Origin of the sequence: Novosphingobium sp. KA1, from assembly GCF_017309955.1 — a bacterium.
In the GTDB taxonomy this organism is placed as follows: Bacteria; Pseudomonadota; Alphaproteobacteria; order Sphingomonadales; family Sphingomonadaceae; genus Novosphingobium.
Genome location: NZ_CP021247.1, coordinates 3,169,260 through 3,186,516, shown reverse-complemented (window position 1 = coordinate 3,186,516; position 17,257 = coordinate 3,169,260). Strand labels below are relative to the sequence as shown.

At 65.8% G+C, this 17,257-nt stretch carries 11 protein-coding genes; 5 read left to right on the top strand and 6 right to left on the bottom strand.

Going from position 1 to position 17,257, the window contains the following annotated elements; genetic code table 11:
• Positions 1–127 precede the first annotated feature (127 nt).
• Both CA833_RS15315 and CA833_RS15310 read left to right on the top strand, forming a co-directional pair.
• Positions 128–2,488, top strand: coding sequence for a TonB-dependent receptor (locus CA833_RS15315; protein WP_370584583.1), 2,361 nt, complete (start codon positions 128–130; stop codon positions 2,486–2,488).
• Between the two features lie 13 nt (positions 2,489–2,501).
• Positions 2,502–3,818 carry an amino acid permease gene (locus CA833_RS15310; RefSeq protein WP_255535836.1) on the top strand — a complete coding sequence of 439 codons (1,317 nt, stop codon included), beginning with the start codon at positions 2,502–2,504 and terminating at the stop codon, positions 3,816–3,818.
• On the opposite strand, the gene CA833_RS15305 is transcribed toward CA833_RS15310, so the two are convergent.
• Entirely contained in the window at positions 3,765–4,391 is a 627-nt protein-coding gene (locus CA833_RS15305; RefSeq protein WP_207078543.1) for a TetR family transcriptional regulator C-terminal domain-containing protein, read from the bottom strand. The genes CA833_RS15310 and CA833_RS15305 overlap by 54 nt on opposite strands.
• Before the next feature lie 36 nt (positions 4,392–4,427).
• Between CA833_RS15305 and CA833_RS15300 the strand changes: the two genes are divergently transcribed.
• The 3 genes from CA833_RS15300 to CA833_RS15290 all read left to right on the top strand — a co-directional run bounded on the left by CA833_RS15300 (position 4,428) and on the right by CA833_RS15290 (position 8,652).
• The gene (locus CA833_RS15300) at positions 4,428–5,723 is read left to right on the top strand and encodes an aromatic ring-hydroxylating dioxygenase subunit alpha (protein WP_207078542.1); all 1,296 of its coding nucleotides are present in this window, start codon (positions 4,428–4,430) and stop codon (positions 5,721–5,723) included.
• Between the two features lie 133 nt (positions 5,724–5,856).
• Positions 5,857–7,461, top strand: coding sequence for an NAD(P)/FAD-dependent oxidoreductase (locus CA833_RS15295; RefSeq protein ID WP_207078541.1), 1,605 nt, complete (start codon positions 5,857–5,859; stop codon positions 7,459–7,461).
• Between the two features lie 108 nt (positions 7,462–7,569).
• Positions 7,570–8,652, top strand: a complete 1,083-nt coding sequence (locus CA833_RS15290; RefSeq protein ID WP_142633825.1) for an acyltransferase — start codon at positions 7,570–7,572, stop codon at positions 8,650–8,652.
• A gap of 1 nt (position 8,653) precedes the next feature.
• Here the strand turns inward: CA833_RS15290 and CA833_RS15285 are convergent, their stop codons facing one another.
• The 5 genes from CA833_RS15285 to CA833_RS15265 all read right to left on the bottom strand — a co-directional run bounded on the left by CA833_RS15285 (position 8,654) and on the right by CA833_RS15265 (position 17,223).
• The gene (locus CA833_RS15285; RefSeq protein WP_242526392.1) at positions 8,654–9,874 is read right to left on the bottom strand and encodes an amidohydrolase family protein; all 1,221 of its coding nucleotides are present in this window, start codon (positions 9,872–9,874) and stop codon (positions 8,654–8,656) included.
• A 68-nt stretch (positions 9,875–9,942) separates the two neighbouring features.
• Positions 9,943–11,358, bottom strand: a complete 1,416-nt coding sequence (locus CA833_RS15280) for a M20/M25/M40 family metallo-hydrolase (RefSeq protein ID WP_207078540.1) — start codon at positions 11,356–11,358, stop codon at positions 9,943–9,945.
• A 146-nt stretch (positions 11,359–11,504) separates the two neighbouring features.
• On the bottom strand, positions 11,505–13,187 hold the full coding sequence (gene acpA / locus CA833_RS15275) for an acid phosphatase (RefSeq protein WP_207078539.1): 1,683 nt from the start codon (positions 13,185–13,187) through the stop codon (positions 11,505–11,507).
• Between the two features lie 95 nt (positions 13,188–13,282).
• Entirely contained in the window at positions 13,283–14,902 is a 1,620-nt protein-coding gene (locus tag CA833_RS15270; RefSeq protein ID WP_207078538.1) for an alkaline phosphatase, read from the bottom strand.
• Between the two features lie 23 nt (positions 14,903–14,925).
• Complete coding sequence (locus CA833_RS15265) at positions 14,926–17,223, bottom strand: TonB-dependent receptor (protein WP_207078537.1); 2,298 nt, start codon at positions 17,221–17,223, stop codon at positions 14,926–14,928.
• Between the last annotated feature and the right edge of the window lie 34 nt (positions 17,224–17,257).

Genomic DNA, 17,257 nt, shown 5'->3' with positions numbered 1-17,257 from the left:
AACATGAGCGGCCTCCCAAAGCCCTATTGCCGGTTCCCGAAAATTATGGAGACCTACGCATAGAGGACATAATGGGGGTTAACGGGTGGTCGTTTCCGGCATTTCGTTTCGTCGCAGCATGGTCGCCATGCTGCTGGGGTCGTCCGCGATTGCTGCAGCGCAACCTGCCTTGGCGCAGGACGACAAGGCCGCACAGGCGCCCGCCGCCGATGGCGTCATCTACGTCACGGCCCAGAAGCGGGTCGAGAACCTCCAGGACGTGCCGATCGCGATTACCGCACTGGGCGCTGAAAAGCTGAAGGACCTGCAGGTCAAGGAACTGCAGGACGTCGTCAAGTTCCTGCCCTCGGTGACGATCCAGACGGTGCAGCCCGGCTTCAGCCAGGTCTACTTCCGCGGCGTCGCCTCGGGCGAGAACGCCAACCACTCCGGCCCGCTGCCCACCGTCGGCACCTATCTCGACGAAATGCCGATCACGACCATCCAGGGCGCGCTCGACATCCACGCTTACGACATCGCCCGCGTGGAAGCGCTGGCCGGCCCGCAAGGCACGCTCTACGGCGCCAGCTCGATGGCGGGCACCATCAAGATCGTCACCAATGCGCCAGACACCTCGGGCACGTACGGCGCGGTCGATGCGGAAGTGAACTCGGTCTCGCACGGCGACATGGGCGGCGTGATGCAGGGCTTCATCAACTACCGGATCAGCGATTCCGTCGCCGCGCGCCTGGTCGGCTGGTATCGCCATGACGGCGGCTATATCGACAATGTCCACGGCAGCCGCACCTTCGCCGTCTCGGGCATCACCCAGGACAATGCCGATCTGGTCGAGGACAACTACAACGACGTCGATACCTACGGCGGCCGCCTGGCGCTGGGCATCGACCTTGACGGCAACTGGACGATCAAGCCCACCATCATGGGCCAGGTCCAGAAGACCAACGGCAGCTTCGCGCAGGAACGCTCCAGCGCCGTCAGCGGCAAGCTGCAGACCGTCCAGTACAATCCCGAGAAGAGCAAGGACGAGTGGTATCAGGCCGCCCTCACCATCGAGGGCAAGATCGGCAACTGGGACCTCACCGCCACCGGCGGCATCCTCAACCGCAAGGACTGGACCCAGTCCGACTATTCGGACTATTCCTACTTCTACGATGCCCTGTTCGGCTCGGGCGCCTACCTCTACGACAATGCGGGCGATCTCGTCAGCCCGAACCAGTACATCAAGGGCAAGGACGTCTACCACCGCCAGTTCGGCGAAATTCGCATCAGTTCCCCGCAAAGCAACCCGCTGCGCTTCATCGGCGGCGTGTTCTACCAGCGCCAGCAACACCACATCGAGCAGAACTACATCATCGACGGCATTGCCGACGATCTGAAGGTGCCCGGCACCACCAGCGACATCTGGCTGACCCAGCAGAAGCGCGTCGACCGCGACTATGCCGCCTTCGGTGAACTGACCTACGACATCACCGACAAGCTGAGCGCCACCGGGGGCCTGCGCCTCTATCACTACAACAACTCGCTGGTCGGCTTCTACGGCTACAGCGCCGGCTATTCGAGCCGCACCGGCGTCGCCGCCTGCTTCGAGGACGCGATCGTCAAGGGATCGCCCTGCACCAACCTCGACAAGTCGACCTCGAAGACCGACGCGATCTACAAGGCCAACCTCACCTACAAGATCACGCCCGACGCGCTGGTCTACGCGACCTGGTCGCGCGGTTTCCGCCCCGGCGGCATCAACCGCCGCGGCACGCTGGCGCCCTACAAGCCCGACCGGCTCGACAACTACGAGATCGGCTGGAAAACGATGTGGGGCCCGGTGCGCTTCAACGGCGCGGTCTATCAGGAGGACTGGAACGGCATCCAGCTCTCGTTCCTGGGCGCCAACGGCCTTACCGAGATCCGCAACGCCGGCGTGGCCCGCATTCGCGGCGTCGAATTCGACGTCGGGTACAACAAAAACGGCTTCTCGCTGGACTTCTCTGGCAGCTACAACGACGCCACGATCCGCAAGGACTTCTGCCTGATCGCCAACAGCGCGTTCGACTGCAGCCTTGCCGGTTCGGACGGCGCCGCGAACGACTTGCTCGCCCCCAAGGGCACGCACCTGCCGATCACCGCCAAGTTCAAGGGCAATGCGGTTGCCCGCTACGAATTCCCGGTCGGCGGGTGGGACGGCCACGTCCAGTTCGCTGCCAACTACATCGGCAAGCGCCGCAGCGACCTTCGCACGCTGGAAAACAGCATCAAGGGCAACCTCGGAGCCTATACCACCGCCGACTTCAGCATCGGCGTGAAGAAGGACGGCTACCGGGTGGAGCTCTACGCCACCAACCTGTTCAACAGCAACGGCGTGGTCAACACCAGCGTCCAGTGCCTCGAAACCACCTGCGGCGACTATGTCGGTGACAGCAGCACCGGCGGGGTGTTCTACGATTACGTCATCCGTCCGCGCGTGATCGGCCTGAAGTTCGGCGCCGACTTCTGACATTCGCGCCGGAGTGACGCGAGAAACGCCAAAAACCGCAGGCCCGGGCGCCAGCCTGGGCCTGTTGGCGGCGACCGCGCTGGTCATGGGCAACATGATCGGTTCAGGGGTGTTCCTGCTGCCCGCCAGTCTCGCCCCGTTCGGGTGGAACGGGGTGCTGGGCTGGATTGTGACGATCAGCGGCGCACTGATCCTGGCCTATGTGCTCAGCCGCCTGACCCGGGCCTGCCCGCAGGCGGGCGGCCCTGCGGGTTTCGTCACCGATGCCTTCGGACCGACCGTCGGCTTCTTCATCAGCTGGATCTACCTCGTCTCGATCTGGACCTCGGTCGTGGCCATTGCGGTCGCGGCGATCAGCTACCTCACGAACCTGTTCCCGGTCCTGGCCAGTGGCGAAAACGTCCCCGCCCTTGCCGCTATCACGCTGCTTTGGCTGATGGCGCTCGTCAACTTGCGCGGGACCCGCGCGGCAGGCGGCTTCCAGATACTGACACTGGCCCTGAAGATCGTTCCCCTGCTGGTGGTCATCGCCATCACCGCCGTGGTACTGGCCAGCGGCGCCGCGCGGATTGCCCCGCCCGCCCCCGGCAGCATCGGCATCGGTGCGGTCAACGGCGCCGCCAGCCTGACGCTCTGGGCCCTGCTCGGGTTCGAAAGCGCCAGCGTCGCCGCCGCCCGCGTGCGCAATCCAGAAATCAACATCGCTCGCGCCACGCTGTGGGGCACCGCGCTCACCGGTTTGCTCTATCTGGTGGTCTGCTCGGCGATCGCGCTGCTCTTGCCCGTGGACCTCGCCGCGCATTCCGCCGCACCGTTCGCCACCTTTGTCGGCCGGTTCTGGAGCACGGATGCGGCCACGCTGATCGCGATCTTTGCCGTCATCAGCTGCGTCGGCGCACTCAACGGCTGGACCCTGCTCGAAGCCGAAATGGTGCGCGACATGGCGCACCGCCGCCTCTTGCCCGCGTGGTTCGCAAAAACCGATAGGCGCGGTGTCGCCCGCCGCGCGCTGCTGATCTCGACGGTGATCGCCAGTCTTTTCGCGGCAATGAACGCCAGCCGCTCGATGCAGTCACTGTTCGAATACCTGCTGCTGCTCTCGACCTCCGCAACGCTCTGGCTCTATCTGGCCTGCGCGCTCTCGGCACTGAAACTCGGCATCGCCAGGCCCGCCGCGCTCCTCGGCGCGGCTTACGCCCTGTGGACGCTGTGGGGCGCAGGGATCGGCGCCAGCGGCCTCAGCTTCGTGCTGATGGCGCTAGGCCTGCCGATCTGGCTACTGGTTCGTAGCAGGTCCGCCGAGCAGCGCGTCCAGCCAGGTCTCGACTAGCCCTTCTGCCTCCTCCGGCGTGAAGGGCGCCTTGCCCAGACTGAGTTCCAGCCAGAGCCCGTCGATCAGCGCGGTCAGCGCCACGCCGATCAGGCGGGTATCCGCCATGTCCGGCCGGCAATCACGGATCAGCGCATCCATCCCGCCGCGAAACTCGCCGTAGATGTCCTCGTGCAGACGCCCGATGGCGGCATCCTGCGGCGTCATCGCCCAGAACGCGAGCCACGTTGCCAGCAACTGCGGATCGGCAATCGGCGGCCGGAAGCTGGCGACAAGATAAGCGAGCAACCGGCCGCGGGGGCTGTCGTCCGCCGCCGCCACCGCCTCTTCCAGCGCGCGCGCCACGCGGTGCCCGGTCCAGCGATAAGCCTCGGCAATCGCATCCGCGACGCCGCCGAAATAGTGCCGCAGCAGCCCTGCCGAAACGCCCGCTTCCGCGCAGATCGAACGCACCGAAGTCCCGCCTATGCCATGCAGCGCAAGGCACCGTGCAGTGGCCTCGATCAGGCTTTGCCGCCGCTCGTCGGGATCGCCTCGACTAAAGGCGGGGGTGTGGGATTGCTTGGTTGTCATGGCATTGTTATACACTCGTACAACAAGGAGTCTCCAATGGCAACGCAGCCGATAGATCAGCCGCAGACCGATCCGCTCGATGGCTGGAGCCTGCCGGCGTGGACCTATTCGGACCCCGAGTTCCTGGGAGTGGAAAAGGAGCGCATTTTCGCACCGAGCTGGCAGATCGTCTGTCACGAGAGCGACGTGCCGAACGCGGGCGATTGGCACACGCTGGAGTACATCGGCGAAAGCGTGATCGTCGTGCGCGGCAACGACCGGCAAGTCCGCGCCTTCACCAATGTCTGCCGTCATCGCGGATCGCGCGTGGTCGACGGCGCCAGTGGCTGCGCGAAGAAGCTGGTCTGCCCCTATCACGCCTGGGTCTACGATCTCGACGGACGCCTGACCGGCGTGCCCGACAGCCAGAGCTATCCCGATTTCGACAAGGCCAGCCACGGCCTTGCCCCGGTGGACGTCGAAGTCTGGCGCGGCTTCATCTTCGTGCGCCTCGTCGATGACGGCGGCCCCTCGATCGCGCAGATGATGGCCCCCTACGAGGAAATGGTCGCGCCCTACCGGTTCGAGGATCTGAAAGCGCTCGGCCGCGTCACCATGCGCCCGCGCGCGGTGAACTGGAAGAACGTGGGCGACAACTATTCGGACGGGCTGCATATCCCCGTCGCCCATCCCGGCCTCACCCGCCTGTTCGGCCGCAGCTACGGCGTGGAGGCCGAACGCCATGTCGACCGCATGTGGGGCGACCTGATGGACGCGCCCTCCTCCAACTGGTCGGAGAGGATGTACCAGCGCCTGCTGCCGCCGGTGCCGCACTTGCCCGAGGACCGGCAGCGCCACTGGCTCTATTTCAAGCTCTGGCCCGGCGTCGCCTTCGATATCTACCCCGATCAGGTCGATTTCATGCAGTGGCTGCCCACGGGGCCGGAAACCTGCATGATCCGCGAGATCAGCTACGTCCTCCCCGATGACCGCCGCGAGATGCGCGCCGCGCGCTATCTCAACTGGCGTATCAACCGGCAGGTCAATGCCGAGGATACCGCCCTTATCACCCGCGTGCAGGCGGGCATGGCCTCGCGCACGTTCTCGGTCGGGCCGCTGTCCGACAAGGAAGTGTGCCTCCGCCACTTCTGCAAGCGCATCCGCGAACTGATCCCAGAGGCCCGCCAAAGCGAGCGGCCCGCATCTGGCTGGAGCACAGGGCGTAAACTCATAAACCGCACCATCGAGGCGCCCGAATGGCAAACAGATCGGGCCGAAGCGGCTGCCGGGCGGGCTGGTTGCCCGTCCAAGGCCGTTTCGGGTCGAGATGAAAGCCATTCAGGCGTCCCGTAGGGATTTGATGAAAATGGCCCAGCGCTACGTCGGCAGGGCTTGAAATATCGACATATTCCTTCGCCCTTCCTCCTTGCCCTGTGCCATTTTGATTCAAACCTCGATGGTGCGGTTTATGAGTTTACGCCCTGACATGACCCAGAAATACGATGCTGTAATTATCGGCGGTGGCCACAACGGCCTCGTCTGCGCGTTTTACCTTGCCCGGGCGGGACTGAAGGTCCGCATTCTGGAGCGCCGCGACGTGGTCGGCGGTGCGGCGGTGACCGAGGAATTCCACCCCGGCTTCCGCAATTCGGTGGCCAGCTACACCGTCAGCCTGCTCCAGCCCAAGGTCATCGCCGACATGCGCTTGGCGGACCATGGCTACCGCGTGATCGAGCGGCCGATCTCCAACCTGCTGCCGCAGGAAGACGGCGGCTACCTCAAGCTGGGCGGCGGGCTGGAGCGCACACAGGCCGAGTTCCGCCGGTTCTCCAGGCACGATGCCGATGTACTGCCCGCCTATTACGATTCGCTGGAAGTCGTGGCCGAAGTGCTGCGCGATCTGGCGCTGAAGTCGCCGCCCAACGCTGGCGATGGTTGGCGCGGACTGATCGACGCGGCGCTTCAGGGCCGCAAGCTGGCGGGCCTTTCCATCGAGGCGCAGCGCGATGTGCTGGACCTCTTCACCAAGTCCGCGCGCGGGCTGCTGGACGGCTGGTTCGAGAGCGAGGCGGTGAAGGCCGCATTCGGTTTCGACGCGGTGGTCGGCAACTACGCCTCTCCCGATACGCCGGGCAGCGCCTACGTGCTGCTGCACCATGTCTTCGGCGAAGTGAACGGCAAGAAGGGCGCCTGGGGTCACTCGGTCGGCGGCATGGGCAACATCACCCGCATCATGGGCGAAGTCTGCCGCAAGCTGGGCGTGGAGATCAGCCTCGAAAGTCCGGTCGATCAGGTGCTCGTCGATGGCGACAAGGTTGCCGGCGTGCGGCTTGAAAGCGGCGAGGAGATTGCTGCCAGGCGCGTGATCGCCAATGTCGGGCCCAAGCTGCTCTACGGCAGGATGATCGCGCAAAGCGATCTCAATCCCGATTTCCAGCGCCGCATGAAGGGCTTCAAGGCCGGCAGCGGCACCTTCCGCATGAACGTGGCGCTTTCGCAGTTGCCGAAGTTCAACTGCCTGCCCGAACCGGGCGAGCACCACCAGTCCGGCATCATCATCGCGCCGACACTGGACTACATGGACCGCGCCTTCCTCGACGCGAAGACCCATGGCTGGTCGAAAAAGCCGATCGTGGAGATGCTGATCCCCTCGACCGTGGACGACAGCCTCGCGCCCGAAGGCCAGCACGTCGCCAGCCTGTTCTGCCAGCAATTCGCGCCGGAACTGCCAGATGGCCGCGACTGGGATGCGGAGGAAGACAAGGCCGCCGACACCATCATCGATACGGTCGAGGACTATGCGCCGGGCTTCCGCGCCTCGATCCTCGGCCGGCAGGTGCTCAGCCCCAAGGGGCTGGAACGCAAGTTCGGCCTTGTCGGCGGCGACATCATGCATGGCAACCTGACGCTCGACCAGATGTGGTCGGCGCGCCCGGTACTGGGCCACGGCGCCTATCGGGGCCCGCTCAAGGGGCTTTACATGTGCGGCTCGGGCACGCACCCCGGCGGCGGCGTGACCGGGGCGCCCGGCCATAACTGCGCACACGAAGTGCTGGCGGACAAAGGCCGTTTCGGGCGCTTCCGCACCTGAAACGGGGCCTTTCGTCCCTTTGAGGGGGCGATCCGCCGCTAGTGGGTTGGGTTCGGGGGCGAACGGCATCAGGTAGGCGGCAAGGTCGCCAACTGCCCGGATGTTTGTTTGCCCCAGTCCTTCATCGCCGATGCCCCGCGCAAATCCGCCGCGATCTCGATCGCACGGGTCATCTGCATCCTCGGCGTCGTCTACGTCCATGCCTGGACCGGCCTCACCGGCTACGACCTGCAACTGGCCAGAGGCTCCCCGCAGGAAGACTTGCGCTGGATCCTGATGGACGTGTTCGGACGCAGCGCGGTGCCGCTGCTGGGCCTCATTTCCGGCTGGCTGGTCGCCTCCTCCAACCGCACGCGCGACTGGCCGAGCCACGTTGCCCGCAAGGCCCGCACCATCCTGCTGCCGATGGTGCTGTGGAACGTGCTGGCGCTGGTGCTGGTTTCCGGCACCGCCTGGCTGCTCACCCTGCCCGCGCCGACGCCGCACTCGCTGGACTGGGTATTCGAGGAAATCTTCGTTGCCAGCCGCAACCCCGACATCAACGTGCAGATGCCGTTCCTGCGCGACCTGTTCGTCTGCATGCTGGCGGCGCCGCTGCTGGTGAGGCTGGCCAATCCGTGGCTGGTCGCGCTCGCCTCCATCGCCGCCGTGTGCCAGATCCTCGGGGTGGGAGCGCCGGTGTTCATGCGCGCGTCGATCCCGTTCTTTTTCGTGCTGGGCATTCTGGCGCGGCGCGGCCACGTCGCGGACCGCATCGCGGCCTGGCCCCTGCTTCTGACCGTTCTGCCTTTCGCGGGCCTGACCTGCCTCCAGCTCTACAGCGCGCTGCGGCTCGGCACCGATCCCGCGACGCCCGAGGCCGCCGCGCTGGACCTTGCGGTTCGGGTCGCCGCTGCCGTGACCTACTGGCGCGTGGCATGGGCGCTCTCGGACAGCCCTGCCCGCACGTTCCTGCTGCGGATCGAGCCTTTTGCGTTTTTCCTGTTCTGCTCGCACCTCATCCTGATCTGGCTGGGCGGACCGGTACTGGGCGCGCTGTTCGGCAAGCTGGGCTCACCGCTCTATCCGCTCTACCTTCTGACCCAGCCACTGATCGTGCTGCTGGCCGTGATCCTGCTGGGCACCCTGCTGGTCCGGGCAGCCCCCGGACCGGCACGCGTGCTGAGCGGGGGACGGCTCACCGCCAGTTGAGCTATTTTTCGAGTACCCCCGCCTTCATCACGTGCGAGACCTTCTCCAGCACGCCGATGTCGCGCAAGGGGTCACCCTCGACCGCGATCATGTCGGCATATTTGCCGAGCGCGATGGAGCCCAGTTCGCTCTCATGGCCGATCAGCGTCGCCGCATCGATGGTGGCCGAACGGATCGCCTGCATCGGCGTCATCCCGTATTTCACCATGTAGGCGAACTGGCGCGCGTTGAGGCCGTGCGGATAGACGCCCGCGTCGGTGCCGAAACCGAGCTTCACGCCCATCTTCACGGCTTTCTCGAAGCCGTCGCGCTGGGTCTGGGTGGTCTCCCGGTTCTTGCGCAAGTACTCGGCGGGCCAGCCTTCCCTGGTGCCCTGCTGGTCGATCCAGTCACCATCGTAGATGTCCATGACCAGCCAGACGCCCGCATCCCTGGCCATCCGGAGCCCCTCGTCGTCGATCAGGCTGGCATGTTCGATCGAGTGGACACCCGAGCGGATCGCCGCCTTGATCCCTTCCGCGCCGTGGGCATGGGCGGTGGCGTAGGAATGATGCTCCTTCGCGACCGCCACGGCGGCGCGCATCTCATCCTCGGTCAGTTCCACCTGGCCCGGTTCGGTGCCGATGGCGAGGACCGCGCCGGTGGCGATCATCTTGATGAAGTCGGCACCGTGTTCGAACAGGAACTCGGTCTTGTCGTGGGCTTCCTGCGGATTACGGATCACGCCGTAGCGCATGTCAGAGGGAAGCTGGTCGTTGGGGATCACCCCGTTAAGCTCGCCCCCGCCGCCGGGCTTGGTGATGTAGGCACCCGCCACGAACATGCGCGGCCCCGGCACGTAGCCCCGGGCAATGGCATCACGCAGGGCGACATCGGTCAGGCCGCGATAGGTGCCGACATCGCGCACCGTGGTGAAGCCCGCCTCCAGCGTCACCTTGGCATTATGCGCGCCGATCAGCGCGGTAAGCTGGGGCGAAGTCCGGTAGGGCGCGGCAACATCCGCGCTCTGCCCGGCATCGGCAAGATGGGTGTGCAGGTCGATCAGGCCCGGCAGCACCGTGTAGTTCGACCAGTCCACTTCCTTGGCGCCGGAAGGCGTCTTGCCGCAGGCGTCGACGCGGGTGACGCGGCCGTCGGTCACCGTCACGCACTGGCCGGTGCGGGTGGTCTGGTAATCGACGTCGATCAGCCGGCCCGCCCGCACATAGAGCGTTTCCGCCATGGCGGGCGCTGCCAGCACGCCCGCCACCATTGCCGCCAGAAGCGCCCCCCGCTTCGCCCCGTTCCTGCTCACTTGCTCGCGAGGTCCTTGTACATCGAGAGGTAGTAGGTGATGCCCGGACGGATGTTGACCAGCGAGACACGCTCGTTGAGGCCGTGCGCGAACTCGTCGGAATCCTTCATCATCGATGCACTGGCGCCGTAGCTCGGCACGCCGACCGCGCGGTACCACATCGAATCCGACGCACCCGAGGCCTGCGCCGGAATGATCGGCACCGGCCCCCAGGCCGCCGTCACCGCCTTGCGCGCGGCGGCAACGAAATCGGGCCGCATCGGCGAGGCCGGGGCCATGGTGGAATCGTCCCCCGTCACGTCGCTGAACTTGGCGGCGGGCATGGCGGCCACCTTCTCCAGTTCGGCCATGATCTCCTCGCGGGTGTGGCCGGGGAAGATGCGGCAGTTGATGTTGGCGGTGGCGCGCTGCGGCAGGGCGTTGCGGGCATGGCCGCCCGAGAGCATCGTCGGCACGCAGGTCGTGCTCACACGGCCCACGGTGGCCGGATCGGCGCGCAATACGGCGAGCGCGGCGGGATCGTTGGGGTTGGCGGCAAAGTCGCGCATCGCCTTGGCCTTCCTGGGATCGGCCTCCAGCTTGGCGGCCTCGGTCCAGTAGGCGCGGGTGACGTCATTGAGTTCGGGCTTGAACGTGTAGGCGCCGATGCGGGCCAGCACTTCGGAAAGCTGGACGATGGCGTTGTCCGGGCGCGGCGCGGAGCTGTGGCCACCGGGATTGGTAACCTCGATCTGGTAATCGATGTAGGTCTTCTCGGCGCCCTGCCAGGTCCAGTAGAGCGGCTTGCCGGTCTCTTCCGACAGGGTACCCGAGGCGCCGTCGACGTTAAGCACGAGTTCGGCGTTCTTGAGCTTCTCGGCAATCAGCTTGGAGGTCGCCATCGAGGTTTCCTCGTCGCCCGAATAGGCGATCACCAGCGAGCGCCGGGGCTTGAAGCCTTCCTTGCGCAGCTGGATCATCGATTCCATCGCCAGCACCGCCTCGAACTTGGTGTCGCTGGCGCCGCGTCCGAAGAGGTAGCCGTTCTCCACCACCGGGGTGAAAGGATCGCGCTGCCAGTCGGCAGGCTTGGCCTCAACCACGTCCATATGCGCGGAGACGACCAGCGGCTTGAGCGACGGGTCGCTGCCCTTCCAGGTGGCGATCAGGTAGGCGGTGTCCTTGTAGGGCACGATCTCGATGTCGGAGGCGCTCCAGCCCGCTTCGACCAGACGCTGCTTGAACAGTTCGGCCACTTGCGGGGTCTGGTTGCCCTCTCCTTCGACCGAGCGCAGGGCGATGGCCTTCTTGGCCATGTCGAGCACATGCGCTTCCGCATCGGGATAGGCCTTGGGAGCGGCCTCGGCGCTCGAAGCGCCCGACGCCAGCGCCATGGCGCCGAGGGAAGCCACGGTAAGAAGGATATGCCTCATGAAAATTGCCCTGCCCTGTGATGCGATCTGGCCCGAAGGTTCTTGCTGAACGGGGCCGGAAAGAATCGGCCCCGAAGCGGGCACTCTGTCGCATTCGCAGGGGCGGCGCACCTGTTTTGGTGCGCCGCCAGACACTTCATTGAAATTTACGCGATGTCGAGCGCGCCGGTCAGGTCTCCGGGGGCGACACCGCCGGCTGCCAGCATCGCATCCTCGCGCATCTTCAGGCCTTCGAGCTTCTCCAGTCCGAAGCGGCGCGTGAGGAAGCGGGCGATGGAGCCGGTGTCGTAGATCGTGTGGTCCACCGCGCCCTTCTTGGCATGGGGCGAGACGATCACCGCGGGGATGCGCGTGCCGGGGCCCCAGCGGTCGCCCTTCGGCGGGGCGACGTGGTCCCACCAGCCGCCGTTCTCGTCGAAAGTCACGACGATCAGCATCTTCTCCCACTGCGGGCTGGCGCGCAGGGTATCGATGACGGCGGCGATATGGCGGTCGCCAGCATCGATGTCCGAATAGCCGGCGTGCATGTTGAGATTGCCCTGCGGCTTGTAATAGCTGACCGCAGGCAGCTTGCCCGCCTCGGCATCGGCCAGGAACCTGTTGGTGCGCGCGGTGCTGCCCTCGCCGCCGTCCCGCAGGAACCTTGCGCGGTCGGCGGTGCCGGGGGCGAAGCGATCGTAATAGTTGAACGGCTGGTGGTGCGGCTGGAAGTTCGGACGCGAGGGGGTGGAGGTGTCGTTCATCCGCCCTTCGAGCGCCGCGTTCCATCCGCCCGCGTACCAGGCCCAGTCCACGCCCTTGGCGCTGAGCATGTCGCCGATGGTCTTGTGCCGCTGCGGCACCAGCGTGCTGGCGCTTTCGGCATTGGCGTAGCCGGGCTTCTCGGGGTCCAGTTCATAAGTCGGCGCGTAAGGCGGCAGCATCGTGTTGACCGCCCAGAAGTCCGGCGAAAGCGTGCTGGGGCCGAATACGGCCGGGCCGTCGAGCGCGCTGGCCGGGGTCTTGGGATCCGGCTTCAGGCGCGTGCCCTTGGGGTCGCCGCCTTCCAGCCTGGCGATCTTCCTGGCGGACGGGCTCTTGTCCGCATCGGGATAGAACGGCGGCTGCGCGGCGATCAGGTACTGGTGGTTGAGGAACGAGCCACCGAACGCGCCCATGAAGAAGTTGTCGCAGAGCGTGAACTCGCGCGCGATCTGCCACAGGCGAAGCTGGGCGCGCATGTCGCCGTAATGGCCCATGACCAGCGCGCCGCTGTCCCCCCAGGCGACGAACTGGTCGTTGGCGCCGCCGTTGATCTGCATCTGGTTGTGGTAGAAGGCATGGACCAGATCGCGGGTGACAAGGCCGTGCGGCAGCGGATCGCCCTCGGGCGTCTTCAGCGCGAAAGGACCGTTCGGGATCGGCGCGAGGTCGTCCGGCCCGATCTGGTATTCGGCATGCTCGACAACCTGCCGGGTCGGCACGAGGCCTTCCCAGATCTTCGGCAGCTTTTCCATGACCTTGCCGTCACGGTCGCGCTGGCGGGTACGCTCGGCGGGCACTTCGGACAGCGGCTGCTGGAGGCCGGGGAAGTCGGCGAAGAGATTGTTGAAGCTGCGGTTCTCCGCATAGATCACCACGACCGTATCGATCGCCGCGCGCAGCTTCGCATCGCTGACCGGGCGCGCGGACGATCCCCTGGCCGGTTTCGCCTCGGCCGTCTCGGCCGCGCCGCCAGCAACGGCGGCAGCGCCCAGCGCCGCGGCAAGCCCACCGAGAAAATCGCGGCGGTCGGGATTGCCGGACGCGGGTTTTGATGAGGGGGGCTCGGCGGGATCGAAATCGGACATCGGGGGCAGCCTCGAAAGGATTGGAAATCAGGCACTCTGTGGGACGGTGACGCCCCCCGCGTCAACCGCCCCACCCATCAATTACGGAAAAGCAATCAGGCCTTTGCGAAGCGGCGCTCGCCCCATTTGACGGCCAGCGTGGTGCTGTCCGTGTTCGCCGTGGTGCGCCGGGCAATGGTCGACATGAAGTGCCAGGTGCCGCGCACCTGATCCGGCGTCACATCCAGCGAGACATAACCCCGGCGGCTGACGTCGGTGAACGCCAGCCCCGGATTGGCCTGACGCATTGCCCCTGCCAGCGCCTGCGGCCCGGCGCCGGGAAGGTACGCCTCGTACCCCGGAGACGTGACCGAATGGCCCGCGTACTCCACGCCCGCGGCAGCGCCACCGAACGACAGTTCGTTACCCCAGGCATTGTGGCTGTCGCCCGAGAGCACGACGAGGTTGCAATCCGCCTCACGCGCGGCCTTGAGCAGACGCTCGCGCGCCGCCGGATAGCCGTCCCACGAATCCATGTTGAACGGCAGACCGACCCTGGCGGCCGCGGCGGCGGCCATGAGCGCGCCGCGAACCTTGGCGTCGCCGCCAGCCGGAACGAAATCGGCCAGCGCGGCAGGCGACTTGAGCGAGCCCATGACGATCTGCTGCGCCAGGATCTGCCAGCGCTTGCCCGCCCTGGCCGATGCGGCGAAGCCCTTGTAGAGCCAGTCTTCCTGCACCCCGCCCATCAGCGTGCGCTCAGGCGCCATCCACGGACCGTCACGGAAAGCCAGCAGCGCCTTGGCGACGTCCTGCTGCCCCTTGAAGGCATCACCGAGATCGAGTTGCTTCATGCGCGCGGACACGCGCGTCTCGGGGCGGAACAGCGTCGCCAGCGAACCGATCTCGTAGCTGCCCCAATCGGCATCGGAAACCGGCATCCACTCACGGTAAGCCTTCTCCGCCGCTGCCTTGCGAATGGACCACGGTCCTTCGGTCTCGCTCTGGTGGTTCTCGGCGCCGTCCTTGTAGGCGTCATTGGCGAACTCGTGGTCGTCCCACTGCGCGATCATCGGGAAACGGGCGTGGAGCGCGCGCAGGTCGGGGTCGAGGCGGTAGCTGGCATAGCGCAGCCGGTAGTCGGCCAGACTGACGATCTCGTTCGCCGGCTCGATCGCCCGGCCCGCCATCGGATGTGCGGGATATTCGCCCTGCTTGTATTCATAGAAATAGTCGCCGACGTGGACGACAAGGTCCAGATCCTCGCGCGCGGCGGCATGGGCATAGGCATTGAACCAGCCGAACGGCATGTTCGAGCAGGAGAACAGGCCGATGCCGAAGCGCCCCACCTCGCCCACCGGCAGGGTGCGGGTGCGGCCGACTTCGCTTTTGGTGCCGTCTGGCGCGATGAAGCGATAGAAGTACCACTTGCCCGGCTGCAGCCCGCCGACCACCACTTTCGCGCAGTTGTCGCGCGCGGGGCTGGCGATCACCTCGCCGCCGCTGGCGACCTTGCGGAAGTCCCGGTCCTCGGCCAGTTCGCAGCGCAGTTTCGTCTCGCTGCTGCCGACGTAGCGGGTCCACAGCAGCACCGAATTGGCCGCCGGTTCGCCGCTGGCAACGCCGTGCGTAAAGCCCCGCGCGGTAAGGATCCGGGCCATGCCGGGCGTCGAAAGTGCGGCAAGACCGAAGGCGCCGGCCTTGATGAGAAGGCGGCGGTCGAGAGCGATGGTCATGGGATCGTCCTGTCGTCGGAAGGTCAGTAGCGCGCGGTGAACTCGATACCGTACGTGCGCGGTTCGGCCGGGATGTAGGTCGCATGGCCGAAGGACCCGCCGGTGTTTCCGGCATCGAGCAGGTACTTCTCGTTGCCCAGATTGCGGGCGTACCCGGCGATCTGGAACTTGCCGTTCATCAGCGAAACGCCGCCGCGCAGGTTCACCAGCGTCACCGGATCCTGGCTGATCGCCTCGCTGTTCGGGATCTCGAAGTAGATCTTGCTGCGGTAGGTCACGCTGGGCGTCAGGAACACGCTGGTGTTCTCGGTGACCGGCACATTCAGGTTGAAGCCCGCCGCCCACTGCCACTTGGGCTGGAGACGAAACTGGTCGCCCGCATAGACCCCGTTCGAGGCATTGTCGTCGATACCGCCGCTGATGAAGCCGACATTGCCGAAAGCGCTCAGCCAGGTGGTGAGCTTTGCCTCCAGCTCGGCTTCCACGCCAAGGTTCGATGCCGATCCGGCGCTGCGGGTAACGCTCTGCCCGTTCTCGGTCACCGTGACCTGGAAGTTGCTGTAGTCGTCGTAATAGACGCCCAGCGAGCCGGAGAAGATACCGACCGAGCCCTTTATGCCCGCTTCATAGTTCCACACCGTCTCCGCCTTGATCAGGTCCAGATCGGCAACCGGACCGGCTGCCGCCGAAAGCTGCACCACCGGCGAGCGGCGGCCTTCGGAGATCGTGGCGTAGACGTTGACGTTCGGCGTGAGGTGATAGAGCGCGTTGAAGCGCGGCAGCACCGCCGCGAAGGAGCGCTGGGCGGAGTAGGTCTCGCCATCGGTATCGACCAGCGGCAGCAGCGGCTGGCCATAGACCGGGGCATCGGGCTGATAGGCCGAATAGCCCGAGCGGCGCTTCTCGATCAGCACGCGCGCACCGGCGGTCAGTTCCAGTTGCGGCACCGGCTTGAAGGTAACGTCACCGAACATCGACCATGACTGGTTGCGCCCCTTGTTCTCGTACCAGCTGGAGTAGGGAACGGCGCTATAGGCACCGCTCGTCAGGTACGATGTCGCCAGTGCGCCTGTCGCCACGTTGGAGGCGTTCACGCAGCCCAGCGACGGGATCAGGTTCGCCGTGCACTGCAGGTAGGTGCCCACTTCCGAGGAGAACGGCACGTACTGGGAGCTGTCCTCGATGAAGTAGTTCCATCCGAACGAGGCGCGCCACTGGTCGTCGCTATAGGTGAAACGGCCCTCGTGGCTGGCCTGCCAGCCCTTGGCGTGTTCGGCGAATTCGAGATACCAGGCGGCCGAGCCGTCCGCATCGAAGACTTCGAGGGCGTCGAAGTGGCGATAGCCGTTGACGGTGGTGAAGTTCCAGCCGTCCGCGAAGTCCCAGCTGGTCGTGAAATTCACGTCGTAGACGTCACGGTTGAGGCCCAGCTTGTCGCTACCCAGCACTTCAGCGGAATAGGGAGAGCCGCCGAGGTAGGCCGCGCCGTAGAGCCCGTCGACCGAAGTCGACCCGAGGTCCTTCGACAGGAACGGCGTACCCGTGTTGCGCTGGCGGTCGTAAGTGAAGACAAGGTCGGCGGTGAAATCGCTGCTCGGCGTGAAGCGCAGCGATCCGCGCAGGCCAAGCTGGTCCTGCCCGTAGAGATCGTCCTGATCGGGCGCGAGGTTCTTCACGTAGCCGTCGCGCTTCTTCCACTGCCAGGCCACGCGGCCGGCAATCACGTCGTTACCCGCGTTCACGAAACCTTCGACGCGGTAGGCGTTCAGGTTGCCATAGCCGCCGGTCACTTCGGCCGAGACACCCGGCTGAGGCTTCGCCGATACAAGGCTGATGGCGCCGATCGTGGCGGCGGTGCCGAACAAGGTCGCCTGCGGGCCCTTCACCACTTCGATGCGCTCAAGGTCGTAGTTGCCCTGATAGGCCCCGCGCGAGCGCGAGATGTCGACGCCGTTGTAATAGAGCGTCACGCGCGGCCCCTGCTGGGCCGAGCCGCTGTCCGAGGTGATGCCGCGGATCACGAAGCCGGGGTTGTTGGCGCTCTGCACCTGGATGTTGAGCCCGGGGATGTAGGCCGAGAGTTCGCCGATGTCGGTCACGCCCAGTTCGCGCATGCGCTCGCCGCTGGCGACCGAGAGGGTGATCGGCACATCGACCGCGCGCTGCTCGACCTTCTGGGCGGTGACGACGATCTGGTTGGAATCGTCAATATCGGCAGCGCCCGAGGCGGCAGCCCCGGCCTCGTCGGCGTAAGCAGCCACCGGGATCCCCGCCAGCGCCGTGCCGACCATCAGAGTCTTGATGCAAATACCGAATTTCATTGCCGTTTCCCCTGCGCCCACGAGCGTATGTCGT

What these genes read in the sequence shown, in the direction of transcription:
- CA833_RS15305 (WP_207078543.1), bottom strand. Translation starts at nt 4,391, where the DNA reads ATGACAACCAAGCAATCCCACACCCCCGCCTTTAGTCGAGGCGATCCC.
- CA833_RS15300 (WP_207078542.1), top strand. Translation starts at nt 4,428, where the DNA reads ATGGCAACGCAGCCGATAGATCAGCCGCAGACCGATCCGCTCGATGGC.
- CA833_RS15315 (WP_370584583.1), top strand. Translation starts at nt 128, where the DNA reads ATGCTGCTGGGGTCGTCCGCGATTGCTGCAGCGCAACCTGCCTTGGCG.
- CA833_RS15270 (WP_207078538.1), bottom strand. Translation starts at nt 14,902, where the DNA reads ATGACCATCGCTCTCGACCGCCGCCTTCTCATCAAGGCCGGCGCCTTC.
- CA833_RS15280 (WP_207078540.1), bottom strand. Translation starts at nt 11,358, where the DNA reads ATGAGGCATATCCTTCTTACCGTGGCTTCCCTCGGCGCCATGGCGCTG.
- CA833_RS15265 (WP_207078537.1), bottom strand. Translation starts at nt 17,223, where the DNA reads ATGAAATTCGGTATTTGCATCAAGACTCTGATGGTCGGCACGGCGCTG.
- acpA (WP_207078539.1), bottom strand. Translation starts at nt 13,187, where the DNA reads ATGTCCGATTTCGATCCCGCCGAGCCCCCCTCATCAAAACCCGCGTCC.
- CA833_RS15295 (WP_207078541.1), top strand. Translation starts at nt 5,857, where the DNA reads ATGACCCAGAAATACGATGCTGTAATTATCGGCGGTGGCCACAACGGC.
- CA833_RS15285 (WP_242526392.1), bottom strand. Translation starts at nt 9,874, where the DNA reads ATGGCGGAAACGCTCTATGTGCGGGCGGGCCGGCTGATCGACGTCGAT.